At 71.8% G+C, this 23,243-nt stretch carries 14 protein-coding genes; 9 read left to right on the top strand and 5 right to left on the bottom strand.

Annotated features, from left to right (window positions below):
* Positions 1-234 precede the first annotated feature (234 nt).
* Complete coding sequence (locus CcI156_RS12740) at positions 235-3,546, bottom strand: ATP-binding protein (RefSeq protein WP_076805862.1); 3,312 nt, start codon at positions 3,544-3,546, stop codon at positions 235-237.
* Between the two features lie 873 nt (positions 3,547-4,419).
* Here CcI156_RS12740 and CcI156_RS12730 point away from each other — a divergent pair.
* Entirely contained in the window at positions 4,420-5,088 is a 669-nt protein-coding gene (locus tag CcI156_RS12730) for a L,D-transpeptidase family protein (protein WP_108913723.1), read from the top strand.
* Positions 5,089-5,162: 74 nt separating this feature from the next.
* Here the strand turns inward: CcI156_RS12730 and gnd are convergent, their stop codons facing one another.
* A complete protein-coding gene (gene gnd, locus CcI156_RS12725; protein WP_076805871.1) occupies positions 5,163-6,179 on the bottom strand; it encodes a phosphogluconate dehydrogenase (NAD(+)-dependent, decarboxylating) in 1,017 nt (338 codons plus the stop codon).
* Between the two features lie 294 nt (positions 6,180-6,473).
* Here gnd and CcI156_RS12720 point away from each other — a divergent pair, with 294 nt between their 5' ends.
* Positions 6,474-7,955, top strand: a complete 1,482-nt coding sequence (locus CcI156_RS12720; protein ID WP_011435389.1) for an NAD(P)/FAD-dependent oxidoreductase — start codon at positions 6,474-6,476, stop codon at positions 7,953-7,955.
* 79 nt (positions 7,956-8,034) lie between these two features.
* Here the strand turns inward: CcI156_RS12720 and CcI156_RS12715 are convergent, their stop codons facing one another.
* On the bottom strand, positions 8,035-9,822 hold the full coding sequence (locus CcI156_RS12715) for a glycerol-3-phosphate dehydrogenase/oxidase (RefSeq protein WP_076805859.1): 1,788 nt from the start codon (positions 9,820-9,822) through the stop codon (positions 8,035-8,037).
* Positions 9,823-10,083: 261 nt separating this feature from the next.
* Here CcI156_RS12715 and CcI156_RS12710 point away from each other — a divergent pair, with 261 nt between their 5' ends.
* Positions 10,084-11,262 carry an acyl-CoA dehydrogenase family protein gene (locus CcI156_RS12710; RefSeq protein WP_011435391.1) on the top strand — a complete coding sequence of 393 codons (1,179 nt, stop codon included), beginning with the start codon at positions 10,084-10,086 and terminating at the stop codon, positions 11,260-11,262.
* An 87-nt stretch (positions 11,263-11,349) separates the two neighbouring features.
* Positions 11,350-12,459: an acyl-CoA dehydrogenase family protein gene (locus CcI156_RS12705; protein ID WP_076805857.1), complete on the top strand. Its 1,110-nt coding sequence runs from the start codon at positions 11,350-11,352 to the stop codon at positions 12,457-12,459.
* 39 nt (positions 12,460-12,498) lie between these two features.
* Here the strand turns inward: CcI156_RS12705 and CcI156_RS12700 are convergent, their stop codons facing one another.
* A complete protein-coding gene (locus CcI156_RS12700; RefSeq protein WP_023841017.1) occupies positions 12,499-14,181 on the bottom strand; it encodes a glycerol-3-phosphate dehydrogenase/oxidase in 1,683 nt (560 codons plus the stop codon).
* Positions 14,178-14,804: a TetR/AcrR family transcriptional regulator gene (locus tag CcI156_RS12695; protein WP_076805855.1), complete on the bottom strand. Its 627-nt coding sequence runs from the start codon at positions 14,802-14,804 to the stop codon at positions 14,178-14,180. Before CcI156_RS12695 ends, CcI156_RS12700 begins: the two co-directional genes overlap by 4 nt.
* Before the next feature lie 169 nt (positions 14,805-14,973).
* On the opposite strand from CcI156_RS12695, the gene CcI156_RS12690 reads away from it, so the two are divergent.
* The 5 genes from CcI156_RS12690 to CcI156_RS12675 all read left to right on the top strand — a co-directional run bounded on the left by CcI156_RS12690 (position 14,974) and on the right by CcI156_RS12675 (position 22,564).
* Complete coding sequence (locus CcI156_RS12690; protein WP_076805854.1) at positions 14,974-16,611, top strand: FAD-binding oxidoreductase; 1,638 nt, start codon at positions 14,974-14,976, stop codon at positions 16,609-16,611.
* A gap of 65 nt (positions 16,612-16,676) precedes the next feature.
* The gene (locus CcI156_RS25645) at positions 16,677-16,832 is read left to right on the top strand and encodes a hypothetical protein (RefSeq protein WP_023841015.1); all 156 of its coding nucleotides are present in this window, start codon (positions 16,677-16,679) and stop codon (positions 16,830-16,832) included.
* A gap of 113 nt (positions 16,833-16,945) precedes the next feature.
* On the top strand, positions 16,946-17,740 hold the full coding sequence (locus CcI156_RS12685) for an SDR family oxidoreductase (protein WP_023841014.1): 795 nt from the start codon (positions 16,946-16,948) through the stop codon (positions 17,738-17,740).
* Positions 17,741-18,028: 288 nt separating this feature from the next.
* Positions 18,029-19,198: a DUF2993 domain-containing protein gene (locus CcI156_RS12680; protein ID WP_076805853.1), complete on the top strand. Its 1,170-nt coding sequence runs from the start codon at positions 18,029-18,031 to the stop codon at positions 19,196-19,198.
* Between the two features lie 810 nt (positions 19,199-20,008).
* Complete coding sequence (locus CcI156_RS12675) at positions 20,009-22,564, top strand: FHA domain-containing protein (RefSeq protein WP_076805852.1); 2,556 nt, start codon at positions 20,009-20,011, stop codon at positions 22,562-22,564.
* Positions 22,565-23,243 lie beyond the last annotated feature (679 nt).

Raw genomic sequence — 23,243 nt, 5'->3', positions numbered from 1 at the left:
ACTCGCCTGCTCCCGCGTCGCAGCCCACCGTGCCGCAGCCCCGACGGCCGCAGCCCACCGTGCCGCAGCGACTCCCCGTTCCCGATCATCGTGCACCTGGAAACGATCTCGGCACGCCCGGTGTCAGTACTGGGGCGTTACGTGGCCATTATGGCGCGTGGTGTCCACTCTGTCGCGTTCCGCCGTGCATGTCGGCCCCGCCGTAACGTCCCGACGGTCGACGGGCCCGGGCGCTCAGTCCCGCGCTGTCCCGAACGCGGATGCTGTCCCGAACACGGATGCTGTCCMGAACGCGGATGCTGTCCCGAACGCGGATGCTGTCCCGATGGACGGGCCGAGGGCGGTGGCCGCCGCGGTGGACTCCGGTGGGGCGCTCCCCGGTCCGCTCGGCGCGGGGCCGACGAGGTCGGAGATCTGGGTGGCCAGCTCGGCCAGTCCCTTGCCGGTGCATGCCTGGTGGAGCGCGTCCGACAGCGAGGTGGCATCCGCCGCGCCGGTGAGTTCCCGGACCGCCACGGTGAGGCCGCTGACCGCCGGATCACCGATGTTGACCTTCTCCCGGCCCGGAGCGTAGAAGGCACCGTTCTTCAGCCGGGTGAGCTGTTCGCCCACGGTCTCGCCCGGCAGGGTCAGGCCGCGCTCGCGCCAGGCCGCGGTGAGCGGATGCGGGCCCGCGCCGGCCCCCCGCCGGCGCACTGCGTCAACCAGCGCCTGCCGGACGTCCTGCCAGCGGTACATGCCCGCGGTCAGGTGCCGGGAGTCGACGGTGTTCGCCGTGTTCGCCGTGTCCGCCGTGTCTGCCGCGTCCGCCGCCTCTGCCGCGTCCGCCGGGGACGGCGGCAGGCCGAGGAGCCGGCGCAGCGTCGCGAGCAGGGCGGCGGTGAAGTCGTCCGGGTCGACGAAGGGGCGCAGCGCGGCGGCGCGGGCGTCCGTCGCCCGGTCGGCGGCATGGGCGAGCGCGCAGTCGAGGATGCGACCCGGCAACGCGGCGAGGGTGGTCCGCAGGGGTTCCGCCGGAGCGAACGGCGCGATCCCGAGCAGATGGGTGAAGCCCATGACCTGGTGCGCGGCCACCGCCTCGACCCACACCACCAGCAGGGGATCGCGGGCCGCGAGGGCGGACGTCTCCGTCTCCTCCAGGGTGCAGGCGGGGCCGGCGACGCAGGCCGCGCCGCAGCCGAGGCTGCGCCGTCCGGCCAGGGGCACCCGGTCGTAGCGCGCGTAGCGCGCGCTCTCCCGGTCGTCTCCGGCGACCATCCGGGCCAGCACGGGACGGTCCATGCCGTCCGCGCTTACCGCCGCCACCCCCGCCGGCAGCGCGACGACCAGTTCGGACTGATCGTCGCGCAGGTTCATTGTCGCGCCGACGGCTTCTCGGTCGTCGGCGGCCGGGAGCCGGTGCATCACCTTCAGTGCGGTGTTCTTGATAACGTCGGGAAGGATCTTCGCTGGGATCTGCTCCACGACAACGAGCCCCTCGCCGTAGGCGCGGATCTCCGCGAGCAGTGAGGCGAACAGGTCGACGGAGGCCGCGGCCGGGCCGTCGGTGACGTTCTTGAGCAGCCGGTGGGCCTCCTCCAGGACCAGGACGTGGCGCAGTCCGCCCGCGCCCGCGGTGGCGTACCGGACCCGCAGATGCTCCACGACGCGGATCAGGACGGCGCCGAGCAGGAACGCCTTGTCCTGGTCGCTGGTGATGTCCTCCAGCTCGAAGACGACGTTGCGCGCCAGCAGGGCGCCGATATCGATCGGATGCCCGCCCTCGAAGAACCGACCGGGAGAACCCTCTCGCAGGCTACCGATGCGCACGTCGACAAAGCCCCGGACGTCCGCCGTGACCTCCACGCCGTAGCCGATGTTCTCGACCACCCTCGTCGCGGTGCGCTGCAGGTCCCCGAGGGTCGGATATCGCCTGCGCACGTCGACCTTCGGGTCCTCCTCCGGCCCGGTCACCCGGAATCTGGGCCGGTGYGCGGGCTCCGGCCGGTCCAGCACCAGGTTCCATCCCAGGTCCTGGTAACAGACCGTCAGCGCGCGGGCGAGCACCTGGGGGAACGGCTCGTGCGCCTCGAACGCCGCCAGGAACAAGGCCCGGACGAGATCGATGTGGCTCTGCAAGGGAAAGCCGGGCTCGGGTTCCAGCGGGTTCAGTGACGCCGGTGGAGCGTCGAGCCGGCCCGGCCTGATGACGAGCACCTCGGCGAGGCCGGCGAGCCGCCCGGCCATCCGGGCGTACTCGGCCTTGGCCGGCTCCAGGACCAGCCACGGAACGGGCGCCGGAGCACGGGTCAACGACTCCAGCAGCGACCGCACGGTCTGTGACTTCCCGGATCCGGTGGCGCCGCAGACGAAGGCGTGCCGGTTGAGCGTCGCGAGGGAAACCGAGAACGCGCCGGCCGGCATCCAGCCGGCGTCGAGCACGTCGCCGAGCCGAACGGCGCCGGGCGTTCCCCGGGGGTCCGCGGGACCGGACCGGTTCGGACCCTCGGGCGTCACGTCGAAGGCGTGCGGTGTGATCAGGGTGATGCCCGGCAGCTCACGGCCGGGCGGCCGGGCCAGCGCCGCCAGCAGCTCCGCGCTCGCCCGCGGCGAGGACCGCGGTGAGCCGGCCAGCCCGCCGGCTCCGGCTCCGACCCCGGCTCCGACCCCGCCGAGGGCCCCCGCGAACGAGGTGACCGGGCCGGTCGGACGCAACGTGTAGGGCAGCCGGTCGAGATCGCTGGAGCTGCACAGCAGGGCGGCCAGCGAGACCGCGCCGGCCGGGGTCACCCCACCGACCAGGATCTCCACGTCCCACATGCCGCTCGACGCGCCCCGGCCCAGTTCCCGGTAGCGGGCCTCCGCGCGCTCCAAGTCGAGCCGGGCGCCCTGGTCGTTCTCCCGCCGGCGCAGCACGGGGATCGATCGCGCGAGGTCCGCCCGTTCCTCGGCGAGATGCTCGGGGGGCACCGGCCACGCGAGCACAAGCCAGGCGAACGGGCCGACGAGATGCGCGGCGTAGTCGTCGAACGATCCGCGGCGGKTGTCTGGCTGCCGGGCGTCGGTGCCGGGATCGGCGGCCCACAGGGCATCCGGGAGGCCTTCGCACCGCAGCCAGTAGGGGAAGCCGGCGAGCTGGGCGGGTACGGCGTCCGGTGGCAGCGCCACCGCTGTCGATCCCGGGGGGTACAGCAGCGGAACCGCGGTTGCGGCTGGTGTCGACGTGGCTGTTGCGAGCGACGTGGCCGCCGCGGTCGGGTCTGTCGCGGTCGGGTCCGCTGGGAAGAAGGGCCGGCCGCCGGCGAGGAACCGGATGTGCGCCTCACCCGGGCCCCGTAGCCAGGCGACGGCGATTCCCGGCCGGGCTGCTCCCGGCACCGGGTACGGGCCGCCGCGAGTGGACGCACCGGAGGCGGTGGGTTCGTGGCCGGGCCCGAGCGAGGTCAACTGCGCGTGCGCGCCGACGAGGGCGGCGAAGAGCGCGGCCGGTACGGGATCGGGCCGGTCGGGTGTGTCGGGTCGCCGAGGGGCGGTGAGGATGCGGTGGAACCGGAAACCGGCGAGCACGATCGGAGGGGCCTATTCGTGCCGGCCGCGCTGGGAACGGCTGCCGGCCGCCCGTACCACCATGCGGGCTCCTCGTGGTCTTCGTCTCGTCTCTCCGTGAACATACTTCTGATCATCGGTGCCGATGTGGCAATCTATCACCCTCCGCTGGGCATTGGATCCGGATCGTGTCCAWCGTTGCTCGAAGTATCCGAATTCCGAGATCGGGGAGGAGTGAAGGTCGAACATGGAGGCATGGACGGCTGTCTTCGATCGTCACGGTCCCGGGCGCATGGACTCCCGTCGCCGTGATCGCGGTCTGCGGGTGTCGTGGGCCGACGCACCGGCGGCTGCCGCGGGATACCTCCCCAGGTCGGGGTACCTCGCCGGGCTGGGCGACCTCGCCAGGCCGGYGTGAATGATACGTATTGTCATCGCCGGTGCATCATGGCCGCAGCCGGATGGCACGGGCGTGGCGGCCGTCGGGGGCGGCAAGGGTCACGGGGGTGGCAAGGGTCACGGGGGTGGCAAGGGTCACGGGGGTGGCAAGGGTCACGGGGGTGGCAAGGGTCAACAGCGCGTCGCAGCCTCGCCCGTGGCGTCGTCCCGGAAGTCGGAGGCATGGCCGATCATCGCAGGAATCGCCGCCGGACCGAGACGCGTACGAGCCCCCCGCGGGGTCGCTCGGTCGCGGTCGGTGCCGCCGCGGTGGGTGTGACGTTGGTCGTGGGGGCGGCCAGCGCACTTCATCTCAGCAGTCCCGCTTCGGACCCGGACTCCTCGCATGACCTGTCGGTGTCCGTACCGTCCGGGCCGAGAGGCGCAGCCCGGCTCGGACGCACATCCGGGCTCGGTCCCACCTCCGAAGCACGCCCGTCGGGCGTGGGTGGGCCGGTGAGGACGAGCCGGGTGGCCGGTACCGGCGCGGACGGCAGGGCGGGGCCCGCCTCCGACCTCACCGCGATCCCCGGGGTCGGACCGGTGATGATGACGAAGATTCCGCAGGCCGCCCGGCAGGTGATCGTGGTGAGCGGCATCGACCGGAATGCGAACACCAACAACGTGACGCTGTGGGAACGGGCCGATCCCGGCTCCGCCTGGAAGACCTACGGCGCCCCGCTGATCGGCCGCAACGGCGCCGATGGCTGGACGTACGACCATCGGGAGGGCGATCTGCGCAGCCCGATCGGCGTGTTCAGTCTCACCGCCGCCGGTGGCAAGCTCGCCGATCCGGGCACCGGTCTGCCCTACGAGTATCGCCCGTCGTTCTACCGGGCGACGGGTCCGCGGGGCGAGCCGATGCCCGATGCGTTCAACTATGTGGTCGCCATCGACTACAACCGACTGCCCGGGTATCCGCCGTCGGACCCGACCCGTCCGCTGGGCCCGCAGATCGGCGGGGACATCTGGCTGCATGTCGACCACAGATCGCCGACGCGGGGCTGCATCGCGGTGGAACAGGACGCCCTCGTGGCCATTCTCCGTTGGCTGACCCCGATGGCCCATCCCATGATCGTTATGGGAGACGTGGCGGATCTCGGCGCCGACAACGTGCGCCCCTGAGCCCCTTTCCTTGCCTATCCAGAGAGATAAATCGAGCACAAAAGCCTCTGGATAGGCAAGGAAGCCGACGAGGCTCAGCCGGCCGGCTTCTCCGCGTGCCCACCGAACTGCTTGCGCATCGCCGACAACAGCTTGTCGGCGAACAGGCCCTCCCCGCGCGAACTGAACCGCTCGTAGAGGGACGCCGTCAGCACATGGGCGGGAACGCCCTCCTCCACGGCGGCCAGTACCGTCCAACGTCCTTCCCCGGAGTCGGACACCCGGCCGCTGAACTCGGTGAGTCCGGGATCCTCCTGCAGCGCGGCGGCGGTGAGGTCGAGCAGCCAGGAACTGACCACGCTGCCCCGCCGCCACACCTCGGCGATCGCGGTGGTGTCGAGGTCGTACTGGTAGTACTCCGGGTTGCCCAGCGGGGCGGTCTCGGCGTTGTGCTCGGCGGACGTCGTGCCGATGTTCGCCTTGTCGAGCACCGCGAACCCCTCGGCGAAGGCGGCCATCATGCCGTACTCGATGCCGTTGTGCACCATCTTGACGAAGTGACCGGCGCCGTTCGGGCCGCAGTACAGGTATCCCTTCTCGGCCTGGGTGATCTCGCCGGTCCGGCCCGGGGTCCGCGKGATGGTGCCGACGCCGGGTGCGATCGTCTCGAACAGCGGCTCCAGGCGGGCCACGACCCCCGGTTCGCCGCCGATCATCAGACAGAAGCCGCGTTCCAGCCCGAACACGCCCCCGGAGGTGCCGACGTCGACGTAGTGGATGCCCCGCTCGACGAGCGACGCGGCACGCAGGATGTCATCCCGGTAGTAGGAGTTGCCGCCGTCGATGATCACGTCGTCCGGCGCGAAGTGCTCGGCCAGGGCCGAGACGGTCTCACCGGTCAGCCCGGCGGGCACCATGATCCAGGCAGCCCGGGGTGGACGCAGGGCCGCGGCGAACTCGGCGAGGCTCCGTGTCTCCGTGRCGCCCTCCGCAGCCAGGGCCTTAACGGCCTCGGGGTTGACGTCGTAGACCACGCATTCGTGACCACCGCGGATCAGCCGGCGCACCAGGTTGGCACCCATCCGRCCGAGTCCGATCATCCCGAGCTGCATCTTCATCTCTCCGCTGGTTCGTCTCGATGGCCCGCTCCGGCGTGTCGCCGGGACGGGCCCGGCCTGGCGCTCCTGACGCCATTCTCCGTGCTGCATCCGTGCTTCCCCGTCCGTGGTGCACGTGCTTCTCGTCTCCGAGTCGGCGCCCGCGCCGGACCGGACCGGCCACGGACCGTCCGGACCGGGACCCCGAAAGTTCCCGATGATCTTCAGTTGGCGTGGATCGAGCGGCAGATTGTGACGAGCAGCGAMGGAGGGCTTGTGAGCGAGCCGGGTAGGGCAGGGGAGGCGGCCATGGATGCCGACGTGGACGTGATCGTGCTCGGCGCCGGGCCCGCGGGCGAGAACGTCGCCGGCCGCTGTGCCGACGCTGGTCTGTCCGTCATCGTCGTCGAACGCGAGCTCGTCGGCGGGGAGTGCAGCTACTGGGGCTGTATCCCGAGCAAAACCCTCCTGCGGCCGGGGGAGGTGCTGGCGGCGGCCCGCCGCGTTCCCGGCGCGGCGTCGGCGGTCACCGGACCCGTCGACGCCGCCGCGGCGTTCGCCCGGCGAGACTGGATGGTGGGCGACTACTCCGATTCCTCCCAGGTGCCCTGGCTGGTCGACAAGGGCGTCGAGTTGGTGCGCGGGACCGGGCGCCTGGCGGGGCCCGCCGGCCGGGTCGCGGTGACGCTGCTGGACGGCACCCGCCGGGTGCTGACCGCGTCCCGAGCCGTGGTCGTGGCCACCGGGACGCGGGCCACTGTTCCACCGATCCCCGGCCTCGCCGACGCCGAACCGTGGGACAACCGGACCGCGACCGGCGCCTGGAAGGTCCCGCACCGCCTCGTGGTGCTCGGCGGCGGCGCCGTGGGGGTGGAACTGGCCCAGGCCTTCCGCCGGCTCGGTAGCGCGGAGGTGACCTTGATCGAGGGGTCACCCCGGCTGCTCGTCCGGGAGGAGGAGTTCGTCGGCGAGCAGTTGCGGGCCGCCTTCGAGGCGGCCGGCATCACGGTGCGGCTCGGAAGCCGGGCGGTCGAGGTCCGCCGGGCCCGGACGGGACCGGATGGCCCGGCCGGGCCGGTGACCGTCACGGTGGAGCCGGTGGATCCGGCGGATCCGGCGGATCCGGGTGAGCCGGTTGAGCGGCGGCCGCGCCGCGATGCCGTGGTCGCCGACGAGATCCTGGTCGCCGTCGGGCGCACCCCGGCGACCGGCGACCTGGGCCTGGAGACCGTGGGCCTGCAACCCGGGCGGTTCATCGAGGTCGACGACCGGCTCCGCGCGGTCGGCGTGGCGGGGGACTGGCTCTACGCGGTCGGCGACGTCTGCGGCCGCGCGCTGCTCACCCACATGGGCAAGTACCAGGCCCGGCTGGCGGCCGACGTCATCACCGGCCGCCGGGACCTCGCCGGCGCTCCCGTGCGCGACCTGGCCGACCCGGCGGCCGTCCCGCGGGTGACCTTCACCGATCCGCAGGTCAGCGCGGTCGGACTGACCGAGCGGGCCGCGCGGGAGGCCGGGATCGCCGTGCGGGCCGTGAGCGTGCCGACCGGATCGGTGGCCGGCGCGTCGGTGCGGGGGGAGGAGATCACGGGCACGTCGAAGATTGTCGTGGACGAGGCCCGCCGGGTGCTCGTGGGAGCGACCTTCACCGGTCCGGACACCCAGGAGATGGTGCACGCGGCCACGATCGCGATCGTCGGAGAGGTGCCGTTGGAGCGGCTGTGGCACGCGGTCCCGTCGTTCCCGACAGTCAGCGAGGTCTGGCTGCGACTGTTGGAGGTATACGGATGACGTCGTTCCGTGGACGTCGTTGCGCGGACCGCGGCACCGAACCGCCTGGGCGGGGCCGCGGATCGGGTTGGCCGAGCCTTCAGGACGGTCCGCCGGTCGCCGCCGGGGCGCGGTGGTCCGTCCGGCCCAGCCGGCGCACGTCGGGCGCGCCGAGCCGGGCCGCGTCGGCGGTCGCGTCGTCGGCTTGCCGCTGCGAGGCCCGTTCGGCCTCCACCCGGGCGAGGTAGTGCGCGACCTCGCGGGCGCGGGTCACCTGGTCCCAGCCGAGCACGGGGGCGATGAGATCGGCCACGTGCTCGGCGGCCTCCACCCCCCGGTCGATGGTCTCGATCGAGACGCGGGTCCGCCGGGTGAGCACGTCCTCCAGGTGCAGCGCCCCCTCGTGGGAGGCCGCGTACACCGCCTCCGCGGCCAGGTAGGTCGATGCCCCGCGCAGCGGCTGGGCGAGATCCGGTCGCGTCTCGATGAGGTCCAGAAGCTCCTCGGTGAGGGTGCCGTAGCGGTGCAGGAGGTGCTCGATCCAGCCGACGTGCAGCCCCGCGCGGCGGGCGAGGGTCTCCCGGGCGTTCCACAGCGCGGGGAACCCGTCCGCGCCGAGCAGCGGGATCTTCTCGGTGCACGACGGCGGCACCGCCCGGTTCATGCCGTGCACGGCCGCGTCGACGGCGTCGGCGGCCATCACCCGGTAGGTCGTGTACTTCCCGCCGGCGACCATCGTCAGCCCGGAGACGGGGCTGACCACGGCATGCTCGCGGGACAGCCGCGAGGTGTCCTCGGACTCCCCGGCGAGCAGCGGGCGCAGCCCGGCGTACACCCCGGTGATGTCCGCCGCCGTGAGYGGCGTGCGCAGCACCCGGTTGACCGTGTCGAGCAGGTAGTCGATGTCGGCGCTGCTGGCCGCCGGATGGGCGAGGTCGAGGCTCCAGTCGGTGTCGGTGGTGCCGATGATCCAGTGGCTGCCCCACGGGATGACGAACAGCACGCTCTTCTCGGTGCGCAGGATCAGGCCGGTGACGCCATGGATGCGGTCGCGGGGCACGACGATGTGCACTCCCTTGGAGGCTCGGACCGACAGCTGGCCACGCCCGCCTACCATCGCCTGGATCTCGTCGGTCCACACCCCGGCGGCGTTGATCGTCTGGCGGGCCCGCAGCTCGATCTCGGCGCCCGACTCGAGGTCACGCACCCRCACGCCGGCGACCCGGTCGCCCTCCCGCAGGAAGCCGGTGACCCGCGCGCTGGTCGCGATGAGCGCCCCGTAGCGAGCAGCGGTCCGCGCGACGAACACGGTGTGCCGCGCGTCGTCGACCTGGCCGTCCCAGTACTGGATCGCGCCGACGAGGGCGTCCGGGCGCAGCGACGGGAACTCCCGCAGCGCCGCCTTGCGGGTCAGGTGCCGGTGATGGGGCATGGTGGCGTCGCCGCCCGGCCCGACGCGGGCCAGCCCCTGCCCGAGGGTGTCGTAGAGCAGCACACCACTGCCGATGTAGGCACGTTCCCAACCGTGGCGGGTCAACGGCAGCAGGAACGGGATGGCCCGGACCAGATGGGGCGCGAGCGTGTCCAGCATGAGGGACCGCTCCCGCAGCGCCTCCCGGACCAGCGGGGCGTTGAGCTGCTCGAGATACCGCAGCCCGCCGTGGATGAGCTTGCTCGACCGGCTGGACGTGCCGGCGGCGAGGTCGCGCGCCTCGACCAGGGCGACGGACAGGCCCCGGGTCACCGCGTCCAGCGCCACCCCCGTACCGGTGACCCCGCCGCCGATCACGGCCACATCCACCGGATCCGCTCCCATCCGGCGCAGTGCCTCGGCGCGGCCGACCTGGTCGAGTCGGGCGGTCGGGGTTCCGTGTCTGGTCGGCGTCATCGCCAGTTGCTTCCTCTCCTGCGAACGTCCTCGCGTCCCGTCGTCGTGATCGCCCGGGACGCTCCGGCGGCTCGCCACCCATCGTGCCGGCTGTCGGTGTCCGGTGTCCGGCGCCCGGGCGCGGGATCGTTGAACGTCCATGAACGTCTGTGAACGTCCGGCCGGGGCGTGGTGGGATGCGAGTGCGACCGTCCCGGGATCCCGCGTAAGGCGACCAGATGGGCGACCAGATGGAGGTCAACACCAGATGGAGGTCAACGCATGGACCTGACCCACCCGCCGGCCGAGGAACGGTTCCGTGCCGAGTTGCGGGCCTGGCTCGCCGAGAACATCCCCGCAGCCTGGACGGAGCCCGGGTTCTGGGCCGGCGTGGGGGAGGCCGAGGGCTTCGACCTGCGGCGGGACTGGGAGCGGCGCAAGGCGCTCGCGGGCTTCGCCGGGATCGACTGGCCGGTGGAGTACGGCGGCCGGGGCGGTACCCCGGGGATGAGGGCCATCTACGACCAGGAGACGCAGCTCGCCCGGGCGCCGCGCTCGGTCAACACGCTGGGCCTGGCCTTCCTCGCGCCGACGGTGATGGCGGTCGGGACGCCCGAGCAGAAGCGCGACATCCTCGGGCCGATGCTGCGCAACGAGGTGATCTGGTGCCAGGGCTTCTCGGAACCCGGCGCGGGCTCCGACCTCGCGGCGCTGCGTACGTCCGGGGTACTCGACGGGGACGAGTACGTGGTCAACGGGCAGAAGGTCTGGACGACGTTCGCGAACCGCGGAGACAAGATCTTCACCCTGGTCCGGACCGAGCCCGGCAGCCGGCGCCATCACGGCATCTCGCTGCTGCTCATCGACATGCACGCTCCCGGGGTGGAGGTCCGGCCGATCCGGCAGATGAGCGGCGTCAGCGAGTTCGGCGAGGTCTTCCTCACCGACGTGCGGGTGGCGGCGTCGGAGTGCCTGGGCGGGATCGGCAACGGCTGGGCGACGGCGATGCTTCTGCTGTCGTTCGAGCGCGGCGCGTCCGGGATCAGCCAGTACACCGGATTCCGGCGCAGCTACGACGAGATCGTCCGGGTCGCCCGGGCGCTCGGGCGCGACACCGACCCGGTGCTGCGCCAGGAGCTGGGCCGGCGCATGGTCGAGCTCGAATGCCTGCGTTACCACTCGATGCACGTCCTCACCCAGGTAGAGCAGGGCCGTGACCTGGGGGCCGAGTCGTCGATCACCAAACTGCAGTGGTCGGAGACGTACCAGGACCTGTTCGAGACCTTTGATGCGCTGCTCGGCGCCGATGTGGCGCTCACCCACCCCACCGCGGACCTCGATCTGACGACGCTGCGGCAGGAGAGCTTCTGGACCCGCTCCGTCACCATCTGGGGTGGATCCTCGCAGGTACAGCGCACGATCGTCGCGGAGCGGGTCCTCGGCCTGCCACGCGGATCATGATTATGGTCGCGATTCGGGCCTGTGCCTGTGCCCGGGCCTGTTCATCTCGCTGATCCCGCCTCGCCCCGCCTCCGGAGGTCCGAGCCCGTGTTCTTCGCCCTCACCGACGAGCAGCGCGCGCTCGCCGCCACCGTCCGGGACTTCCTGGCCGACCGCTTCGATCTGACCGCCGTCCGCGCGGTCTTCACCGATCCCGACGGTGACGGGCACCCCCCCGAGCTGTGGAAGGCGATCGGCGAACAGGGCTGGCTCGCGGTGTGCGTGCCCGCGCGGTTCGACGGTCTCGGGCTCGGGTTGCTCGACGCACAGATCATCGCGCGGGCGTTCGGAGCGGGGGTGATCCCGGGGCCCTGGCTGCCGACCGTGCTCGCGGGCGAGGCGGTGCGGCTCGCCGGCTCGGCGGACCAGGCGGCGGCGGTGCTCGCCCCCCTCGCCGCCGGTGACCTGGTGGCCACCGTGGCGCTGCGGGGCCCGGGCGGGGGATACGACCATACCGGCATCGCGGTCCGCGCGACCGCGGGCGGTCGGCTGGGCGGTGTCGCGTCCGGCGTCGAGTATCTCGAGGTCGCCGGGCTCGTGGTGGTCGCCGCCGTCGGCCCCGCCGGGGTCGGGCTCTATCTGCTCGATCCGCGTGGCCCGGGGGTGACGGTCACCACCCAGMGCGGCTTCGACGGCACCACCCGGCTGGCCTCGCTGTCTCTGGCCGACGCGGCCGCGACCCGGCTGCCGGCCTCCGACGCCGCGGTCGCCGCGGACCTGGTCCGTCGTGGCGCCCTGCTCACGGCCGCGGACCTCGTCGGTGTCGCGCGGGCCGCGCTGACCCGGACCGTCGCCCACGACATCGATCGGGTGCAGTTCGGCCGGCCGGTCGGTTCGTTCCAGGCGCTCGCGCACCATCTCGCCGATCTGCATGTCGCTGTCACGATGGCCGAGCATGCGGTGCTGTACGCGGCGCACGCGCTCGACACTGCCCTGCCCGACGCGGAGCTGGCGCTCGCGGTGGCGAAGAGCAAGGCCAACCAGGCCGCCGGGGACGCCACCGCGGCGATGATCCAGTACCACGGGGGGATCGGCTACACCTGGGAACATGACGCGCACTTCTTTTACAAGCGGGCCAAACGCCAGATTCCTGCTTTTGGTGACACCCCTGCGCATCTGGAGCGCATCGCGGTGCTGACCGTCGACGCATTGCCCTGACCGCCCCCGATCCCGCAGCACTCGCAGCGGTGCTGGTCCTTAGCGCGTCAGCGTATGGTCGAACAGCTGCCGGGCCGGGCCCAGGGCCGCCCGGCGGTCGGCGGGAGCCAGCCCGATGCGCGTCCGGCGATCCAGCAGGTCCGCCGGGTCGAGCGCGCCTTCGTCCCGCACCGCGAACAGCAGCTCCGCGCCGGTGACCGGCGTCCCCTCGGCGACGGGTGCCAGCAGGTCGGGGTCGCCGTCGGCCAGGGCCAGCACCCTCGGTGCCTCCGTCCCGTACCGCTCGACCAGACGGCGCGGCGCGGCCACCGTGGCGAGGACCGATCGAGGTGCCGCACCGACCAGGCCGAGTCGCCGGGTACGGCAGGGGCCGGCGTCGAGGTCGCCCACCGCGACGGCGGCGTCCACCGCGTCTGCGGCCATCCGTCGATAGGTCGTCAGTTTGCCGCCGACCACCGTGACCAGGCCGCCCGGGTCGGTCCGCACCAGGTGCCGTCGGGAGAGATCGGCGGTGCGGGCGGCGCTGGTACGGGTGGCGGCGCTGTGGGGAACGACGGTGTGGTCGGTGCCGGTGTGGTCGGTGCCGGTGTGGTCGGTGCCGGTGTCGAGCAGTGGGCGCAGGCCGGCGAAGGCGCCCAGCCGGTCCGCCGGGTCGATGGGGGTGGCCAGCACGTTCGAGACGATGCCCAGCAGCTGCGCGATCTCGTCCTCGTCGGGCACCGGGACGTCGACGACCTCCTCGACCGGCACGTCGGTCAACCCGACGTAGACGCGGCCGTCGTCCTGGGGCAGCACCAGCGCGAACCGGTTCCGTTCACCCGGCATCGGCAGGGACAGYGCCGCGCGGGTCCCGGCCAGGACGGTGGAGCGCAGCACGAGGTGGGTGCCGCGGCTCGGCCGCAGCCGGATCCCCGGAGCCAGGGCCGGCGCCCACACGCCGGTGGCGTTGACCACCGTCCGCGCACGCAGGGTGATCCGGGTACCGGTGAGGGTGTCCACCGCGGTCGCCTCGATCCCACGACAACCGTGCCGGCTCGGGCCGCGGGGTCCGCCGTCGAGGCCGCCGCCGTCGAGGCCGGTCACCCGCAGCCGGGTCAGGATCCGGGCGCCGAATCCGGCTGCGGTCCGGGCCAGCGCGACTACGAGACGGGCGTCGTCGACGAGCCGGCCGTCCCAGTGCAGCACCCCGCCGCGCAGTCCGGCTTCCCGGAGCGCGGGAGCCACCCCGAGCGTCTCCACGGCGGTCAGCCGGCGTGGGCCGGGCAGGACCGCGCGGGGCGTGCCCGCGCCGCGGCGCAGCAGGTCGCCGAGCCACACCCCGGCCTGGACCAGCGCGGCGTTCGACCGCGGTACTCCCGGGGTCAGCGGGGTGAGCATGGGCAGCGCCCGCACGAGATGGGGCGCGGTGTGCCGCATCAGGATGTCGCGCTCGACGGCGCTCTCCCGCGCCAGCGCCACATCTCCGGTGGCCAGGTAACGCAGCCCGCCGTGAACGAGCTTGGAACTCCATCGGCTCGTGCCGAAGGCGAGATCGTGCGCCTCGGCGAGGACGACGGACAGGCCGCGGGAGGCGGCGTCCAGGGCCACCCCAGCCCCGGTGACCCCACCGCCGATCACCAGCAGGTCCACCGGGCCGCCAGCCGCGACGGCGGCCAGCTCCCGTTCCCGCCGCCCGGCGTTCAACGAGGTCGCCGTGGTCGGCGGGAGCGTCAGAACCGTCATGGTGATCCCCCAATGCTCTCCTTGACCGGTTCCGGCGCGAGGTAGCCGCGCAGGAGCCGGCGCAGTTCGGCGGTCCGGGTCGCCGCGGGGACACCGCAGCCGAGGGCCTCGGCGGACAGGACGAAGGACTGCACGACGAGCAGGACCATGAGGGYCAGCGCCGACGGGTCCTCGGGCCGCACGGCGCCGTTCGCCTCGGCGGTGCGGAACTGGCTCGTCAGCAGGTCCAGGATCATCTGTTGGGTGGCGCCACGTCGCTCGATCAGGTACGGGATCAGCAGCTCGGGATCCGTCTCGATGATCCGCAGATAGAGCGGGTTGGTGCGGAACGCCTCCACCGTCGCGATGATGTGCTCGACGAGATCGTCGACCAGCCCGCCGTCCGGAGGCCCGCCGTCCGGCCCGGCCTGGGCCATGGCCGACGCGGCCGTCACAACCTGGGTCCACTCGCGCGTCATCACATCACCGACCAGCGAGCGCAGGTCCGGCCAGCGTCGATAGAGGGTCATTCGGCTCACTCCGGCGCGGCGCGCTACCTCGGTCAGGGTGGTCCGCCGGACCCCGACCGCCAGCAGGGACGCCTTGGCCGCGTCGAGGACGGCCTCCTCGCCGGCGAGAGCCATCCGGCAGCCCTTCCTCCCGCCCGTCGCCACGGGCGCGGGGAGCGGCGCCGCCGCGCGGGATGTGTCATCGTAGGACGAGACCTTGTGACAATGTGACGTTGGCTGTCACACTGTCTCGTAGGAGATTCTACCGAGGCACCACCGGATCGGACAGGCGGTACGCACGCCGATGACGAGCACCGACGAGGCCCACGAGAAAGCCTGTGAGATCGTCCTGGCCGAATCCGTCTGGTGGGGCTGGGGCCCCGCCGAGGCGCATGACCCACTGCCCGATTCCACCCGCCTGCTGCTGGCTCGGCTCGGCATTCCCGCCCGTCCTCGCCCGCCCGTCCCGCTCGCCGAGGTACGCCTGCCCGCGTCGCGGCTGCCGGATCCGGCCCGGGCCGCGCTCGCGGCGGTCGTTGGGGACGGCGAGGTCCGGGTGGACGATGTCGCGCGCATCCGGCACTGCCGGGGCCGCTCGACGACCGATCTGTTGCGCCTGCGGGCCGGGGACGCCTCCGCCGCGCCCGACGCGGTCATCCGGCCCGCCGATCATGACGAGGTGCTCGGCGTGCTGCGGGTCGCGACCAGAGAGCACCTCGTGGTCGTGCCGTTCGGGGGCGGTACCTCGGTCGTCGGCGGCCTTGCGCCGCCCGAGCGTGGCGACCGTGCCGTCGTCGCCCTCGACCTCGCCCGGCTGGACCGGCTCGGCCGGGTGGATCCCGACTCCGGCACCGCGGAGCTCGGCGCCGGGCTGCGGGGCCCTCGGGCCGAGGCGTTGCTGGCCGAGCACGGTCTCACGYTCGGGCACGTCCCCCAGTCCTGGGAGTACGCCACCATCGGTGGCTACGCGGCGACCAGGTCCAGCGGCCAGGCGTCCGGGGGCTACGGCCGGTTCGACGAACTGGTCGTCGGCCTGCGGGTGGCCACGCCGGTGGGTGGCTGGGAGCTCGGCCGCGCCCCGGCGTCGGCTGCTGGACCGGACCTGCGGGAGCTGCTACTCGGCTCCGAGGGCGCCTTCGGGGTGATCACCCAGGTCGTGGTCAGGGTCCGGCCGCTGCCGGCCCGGCGCGGCTACGAGGCCTGGTCGGTGCCCGACTTCGCGACCGGCACTCGGCTGCTGCGTTCACTCGCCGCCGGCGACCTGCGGCCGACGGTATGCCGGTTGTCCGACGAGACGGAGACCGTCGCGGGGCTCGCGCGGCCGACCCGGTCGGGCGGCGAGCGCGGGGGCGGCGCCGTCGGCTGCTACCTGGTGACCGGCTACGAAGGCGACGATCGCGCGGTGGAACAGCGTTCCGCGGCGGTCGCCGCTGTTCTGCTCGCCGGGGGCGCCAGGCGGCTCGGCGCGGCGGCCGGCCAGGACTGGGAGCAGGGTCGGTTCCGGGCGCCCTACCTGCGCGACGCGCTGCTGGACCAGGGCATCTTCGCCGAGACCCTGGAAACGGCGGGATTCTGGACGGCGCTGCCCGGGCTGTACGCGGCCGTCCGAGACGCGCTTACCACGACGCTGGCCGCCGCCGGCCTGGCACCGGTCGTCATGTGCCACATTTCTCATCTGTACGCCACGGGGGCTTCGCTCTACTTCACCGTCGTCTGCGGCGAGGGCGACGACCCGATCGGGAGCTGGCGGGCGGCCAAGGCCGCGGCCACGGACGCGGTCGTCGCCACGGGCGGCACGATCACCCACCACCACGCGGTCGGAACGGAGCACCGGCCCTGGCTCGACGCCGAGATCGGCGATCTCGGCGTCGAGGTGCTCCGGGCGGTCAAACGGACGCTGGACCCGGCCGGCATCCTCAACCCCGGGGTTCTCGTCGCCTGAGGGCACTACCGGGCGCACCGGGTCGACCCGGGTCGACCCGAGGGGAGCCCGGGTAGACCAAGGGTGTGGAGACCATTGCCGCCTGTGTGGTTGTCCTGCTCTTCCTGCTGATCCCGGCGGTCATCGTCGGTGCGGCCCTGGGCTGGGCCTACCACCGTTGCGCGCCGCTGCGGGCCCGGGCAGCCGTCGAGGCCGCCCGGGAGCAGCGGGCCCACCCCTGAAGACCGGGGGCGCGGCGGCTCGGAGCGRCCGACCGGCTCCGCCCGGCCCGATCAGGCCGGGCGGAGCGTCGATCCCCGGGATGTCCGGACAGCGTCTCCGTCAGGATGAGGCCATGAGCACCGGACCGTGCGAGCCGGCTCCGGGTCACCCCGGCGGGCCGGGCGGTGGCGTCGACCGTGATCGTGACCATGCCGGGGACCCGGAGTTCGCCCCGGCGACCCGCGGCCTCGTCGTCGTGGGACCGGGGGCGAGCTTCGGTTCCGACCTGTTGCGCCGGTTCGGCCGGGAGGGGTTCGCCCTGGGGGTCGTCTCCCGGTCTGCCGACACGCTGACCCGGGTGAGGGACGAGCTCGCCGAGGACGGCCTGGCGGTGCACGGCGCCGTCGCCGACGTCACCGACCAGCCGGCCCTCACCACGGCCATCCAGCGGGTGGCGGCCGACGTCGGGGGGCTGACGGTGCTCGTCTACAACGCCAAGCTCAGCATCCGCGGCGGCGCCCTCACGGTGAAGGCCGAGACGATGAACCAGACCCTTGCGGTGAACGTCACGGGCGCGCTCACCGCGGTGCAGGTGGCGGCAGACCTCCTCGTGGACCGGCCGGCCGCGACCATCCTGTTGACCACGGCCGGATCGCGCACCGAGCCGGTGGCCGGCCGGTTCGCGCTGGCGATCGGCAAGGCAGGCCTCGCCGCCCTCGCCGATGCGGTACGGCCGATGCTGGCCGCGCGGGGTGTCCGGCTGCGCACGGTGGTTCTCGACGGCAGGGTGGACGCCGCGGGCCCGCTACGTCCGGGGGTGGTCGCGGACCACTTCTGGCAGGCGTTCGCCGCCCCGCGGGGCGACGTTTTCCGGCTCGCACCGGCCAGACGGGCCACTCCGGTGGCGCAGCTCCCGCTGGAGGTGTGAGCTGGTGGCGGCTGGCGGCTGGCGGCTGGCGGCTGGCGGCTGGCGGCTGGCGGCGGCTGGCGGCTGGCGGATCATGCTCCGGGCGGCGACCGATGGTATCTGGTTTGCCCGGTCTGGTCGGTCAAGTCGGTAATCCGACACCGATGTCGCACGGATAGATCGGACCCGCGGCCGTGCGGAAAGCACGGAGCATGCGACGATCCGGCAGGGCCAGGCACAGGACAACCRCCAGGCGGACATCGACAGGGCGACGGCGTGCTCCGGCGCAGCATGGCAGGAGATGGACCGGTGAACGACGGACGTGACGGTGACGGGCAGCAGCCTACGGACAGCACCCATGGGATGCCTCCGGACGGTGATGGGACGCGGCCCGCGAACCAGAACAGGCCGGCCCGTCCGGGCGCCCCGGTGGGACCACCGCCGCCCGCGGACTCGTTCCGGCCGGCGCGGCCGGTCGCGCCGACCCGGAGGGGCGACCGGCCTGCCGGTTATGAGCCGCCGGCCGGTTATGAGCCGTGGGCCGGCTCCGGCGCTCAGGGTGGCTACGACGGCACCACGGTCCTGGGCGCGACGCCCGGGACCATGGGGATGGGGAACATCACCGCCCGCGAGGGCGGCGGACCCCACGATCGGCTGCCCGGCGCCGTCGGCGGGGGTGGTAAAGGCCCGGAGGGATTCGCCGGGGCGCCAAGCGGCGGCACGCCCGCCGTGCCCGCCAAGCCGCGTCGCCGGCGCCGGAAACTGCTCATCGCGCTGGTCGCCCTGATCGTCCTGTTCGTCGTGGGCGACCGGGTCAGCGTGGTGATAGCCAAGGATCAGATGCGCAAGCAGGTCGAGGCCGGCGTAGCCGAGAACATCAAGCCGGGTGATCCTGTCCCGACGGTCAAGAGCGTGAGCATCGGCGGATTCCCGTTCCTTACCCAGGTCCTGTTCGGAAAGTTCACCAACATCGGAGTAGAGATCGAGGGCATCCCGACGCCGGGCCCGAAGATCTCGTCGGTGAAGGCCAATCTGAAGGGTGTACACGTACCGCTCGGTGATGCCATCACCGACAATGTCGGACAGGTGCCCGTCGATCGCGTGCGGGCCACTGTGGGCATGACCTACAACGACCTCAACGCCTACCTCGCCGGGCAGCAGGTGCAGGTGGAGCCGGTCGACGGAGGAAAGAAGATCGAGGTGACTGGCACCGTCAACGTGCCGGTGCTGGGTACCCAGCAGGTCGGTGGGATCACGACGTTCGAGGTCCGGAACAACATGCTCACCCTGGTGCCGAGCGAGGTGAAGCTCACCGGAGCTGTGAACCTCGGATTCAGCGTCCCCGGAGAACTCCTGCCGTCCATCCCGATCCCGATCTCCGGTCTGYCATTCAACCTCCGCATCGTCGAGGCATCCACGAACGCGACCGGTCTCTCACTCACCGCAACTGCCGAGGACGTGGTGCTCCCGGCGTCCTGAGTCCTGAGTGGCGACCCTGAGCCCTGACATGATTTCCGCCACAGTTGTGCCGGTCCGGAATGCCTCGCGCGCGGTGGTCGAGCCGTACCGACCGCACTCCCCCCGGCCGGGGCCCGGATCGGATCCGGTCGAGGCCGCCTGTGGCCCCTCTCTTCCCGGACTACGTCMTTCCCGGAGTGCGTCGACCTGTCGACGATCGTTCGACGCGCGGCACCTCCCGGCGTTTCATCAGCCGATTTCTGGTGGTCGTCCGTTGGCTGATCGTCCGCTTTCGTGGCGTGCGTCCCGGGTGCCGCCGAGGCCTGCGGTCGCTGGTCGGATCGGCGACAGATGCCACTGTCGGGGACCGTCGGCCGTCATTCTCATAGGGTGCCGGACGGGGGACATGCGTCATCGTCGTCACTTCCGGGGCACGGTCACCGAGCTTTCGCGGCACGGTCACCGAGACGATCTGATCACCCAGGGTGACGCAGCCCGGAAGGTTTCGAGCAGGGCAACCGGTAAATCGACCGATCATGAGGCGGCAGGAACCCGAGAGATGCCCGGAAGTCGACGCGACGGCAACGATCGCCGTTCAGCTGGTGGTAAATCGTCACCCGGGGTGGATCAAGGTCATCCCTCGACGCTACGATCGGGCATCCGGCGTGATCGGGCGGCCCGAGTGGCCGCGCGACGTGGTGACCCGGCACGCCATGGTGGCACCGCAGTACCTGGTAAAACCGCACAACGTAGTGACACCGCACAACGTAGTGACAAGGTGGAGTTCGGCGGGACATCCCGGCCAGCGTCCCGTCGCGAAGGGGGAAACACGTGCAGACGACCTTCCTGAGAGTCGTCACCGAGGCCGGTGCGGCCACCGTGCCGGCCGAGGCGCAGTTCATCGTCGGCCGTGCCCGGACCGCCGACTACGTCATAGCGGACAGCCGGGTCTCCCGTCGCCATCTCCTCCTTGAGCAGACCGGCAGCGGGTGGGTTGTTCGGGACATCAGTTCCAACGGCACCTGGATCGACGGGCAGCGCATGCCCGAGACCGTCCCGGTGCACGGTGAGGTGCGGCTTCGTCTCGGCACTCCGACCGGGCCCGAGGTCGTCATCCATCCCCAGGTGCCGGAAGGCCGCAGGCCGCTGGACGAGCCGGAGTACGACCCCGGTTACGACATGCAGACGATGCTGCCCWATGCCGCCGGTTACTCTCCGCCACGGCCCACGGGCTCCTCGCGAGGTGGGCGCGGGACCTCGCATCAGGGGCCGACCGATCCGTCCCAGCGCGGGCACGACTACGACGACCAGGACCAGGGCGAACGGGTGAGTGGCGTCACCAGCCTCGAGCAGGAGCACGAGCGGCGAACCACCTATCGGCTGCGCCCGGGCACGATGTCGATCGGCCGTGCCCGCGACAATGACATCGTCATTACCGACCTGCTCGCCTCCCGCCGGCACGCCGAGCTCTACATCGGCCGGTCCGGCCTGCAGATCGCCGACCTCGACTCCGCCAACGGCGTGTTCGTCAACGGTCGTCGGATCAACCGGGCGTCCGTCGGCCAGGGCGACGTCATCGCCGTCGGTCACCACGTCTTCCAGCTTGAGGGCGACCAACTCGTCGAGTACATCGACTCCGGTGACGTCAGCTTCGAGGCCGACGCCCTGAACGTCTGGGCCGGTCAGAAGCAGCTCATGCACGACATGACGTTCAAGCTGCCCGGCCGGGCGCTGCTGGGCGTCGTCKGGCCGTCCGGGGCGGGCAAGTCGACGCTGCTCAACGCGCTCACCGGCTTCCGCCCCGCGGACAAGGGCACCGTGCGCTACGCCGGCCGGGACCTCTACTCCGAGTACGACGAACTGCGGCGCCGGATCGGCTACGTGCCGCAGGAGGACCTGCTGCACACCTCGCTCACCGTCCGCAAGGCGCTCGAGTTCGGCGCCGAGCTGCGCTTCCCGCCGGACGTCACGAAGGCGGAGCGGCGCACCCGGGTCGATGAGGTGCTCGCCGAGCTGGGCCTCACCCAGCACGCCAACACCCAGGTCTCCCGGCTGTCCGGCGGCCAGCGCAAGCGGACCTCGGTGGCCTTGGAGCTGCTGACCCGGCCGACCCTGCTCTACCTCGACGAGCCGACCTCCGGCCTCGACCCGGGCATGGACAAGAACGTCATGGAGTCGCTGCGCAAGCTCGCGGACGACGGCCGGACGGTCATCGTGGTCACCCACAGCGTCGCCCAACTCGATCTGTGCGACTACATCCTCGTCCTCGCTCCCGGCGGCTATGTGGCCTACTTCGGTCCGCCGCAGGACGCGCTGCCCTTCTTCGGTAAGCGGGACTACCCGGACGTCTTCCTCACCCTGGAGGCGACGCCCGGGGCCGAGTCGRCAGCCAAGTTCCGCAACTCGCGCTACTACGTGCCCGCCTCGATCACCGCTCCGTCGGCCCGGCCGGCTCCCGAGGAGCTGCCGTCCCTGCGGCAGCAGTCGGTGATCTCGCAGCTCGTGACGCTGAGCCGACGAACAATGGCGGTCGTCGCATCCGATAAGTCATACCTGCGGCTCATCATCGCTTTCCCGTTCCTGCTCGGGCTGATACCCAGGGCCATCGGCGGGAACTTTGATCTCACGGCCGAACAGGCCAAACAGTTCTCGCCGAACTCGGATGCCCCGACAGTTCTTTTGATCATGGTTCTCTGTGCCTGTTTCATGGGCATGGCGAACTCGGTCAGAGAGATCGTCAAGGAACGGGCGATCTATCGAAGAGAGAGAGCCATCGGTCTGTCCCGGACCGCGTATGTCGGTTCGAAGATCCTCGTTCTTATCGTGATCACTGTCGCCCAGGCGATCCCGTTCACGTTGATCGGTCTTGCCGGGCGAACGCCGGACAGGGGCGTCGTGCTCGGGAACGCCCTGCTCGAACTGCTCATCGCCGTGATCGTGGTCTCGCTTGCGTCGGCCATGCTCGGGCTGGTGATCTCGGCGATGGTCGACAACGCGGACAAGACCATGCCGCTCCTGGTGTTGATCACCATGGCCCAGCTCATCTTCAGCGGTGGCATCGTGCCGGTGAAGGGCACGCCCGGTCTGGAGCAGATCAGCTACATCGCGCCGGCCCGCTGGGGCTTCGCGTCGATGGCCTCGGTCGGTGACCTGAACCGCATCACCCTGGCCGGCGTGCTGCGGCCGGACAACCAGAAGCCGGTGAACCCGAAGGTCGTTGACGACCCCTTCTTCGACCACAGCGCTTCGGCGTACCTCACCGACATCGTCGCCGGTCTCGTCGTCGGCGTCTTCCTCGTGATCATCACCTCCCTCCTGATTCGCCGGATGGACCCGAAGACCGTCAAACGCGCCGCCGCCGCACCGGTCAGCGGCCCACCCCGCTAGGCCCCTTGCCTATCCAGAGGTATAAATCAGGCACAAAAGCCTCTGGACAGGCAAGGAAGCCGGGAGCCTCGGGCGTCCGTCCCGGGTTCCCGGGCCGGCCGGCGGGGATTCACACTTCGGCAGGGCCACCCGCGCGGGCTCGGAGAAGTGCCATCCGGACGACTTTCGTCGTCCTCGCCGCTCCCGTCGTGACATCGCGCCAGACGCTGACGAAGTCCCCCTTCGCCGGGCAGCACGACATCGACGGGTTCGTCGGGCCGCCAGCGGGAGAGGGCGGGAAGGCCGTGCAGTCGGGCCGCGGTACGTCCGCAGATCGTCCCTGCCACGATCGACAGCGCCGCTCGGGCAGGGCTCGGGTTTCGTCCCGAACGGGCGGCACGGGCAACGTGCCCCGCACCGGGGAGGTCCAGCCGTGCCTGCGTCTACGAACGTTGATCRCTTGGTCCGACATCCCGAGCTGCCGGGCATGCCGACGGGTGATCATGCCTGCCTGCCTGCCTGCCTGCCTGCGGGCGAGTGYGACGGCCTTCTCATGGGACTGGGTCACGTCCCCAGCGTCGATCACGGTTCGAGTATCCTGCCGGGCTCGTCCGCGATCTGTGCATAACCGACTCCTCTCGCCGGCTTCCTTGCCTGTCCAGAGGCTTTTGTGCCTGATGTATMCCGCTGGATGGGCAAG

The sequence above is a fragment of the Frankia sp. CcI156 genome (assembly GCF_001983015.1).
In the GTDB taxonomy this organism is placed as follows: Bacteria; Actinomycetota; Actinomycetes; order Frankiales; family Frankiaceae; genus Frankia; species Frankia casuarinae.
This window is presented reverse-complemented; position numbering and strand designations above follow the sequence as displayed.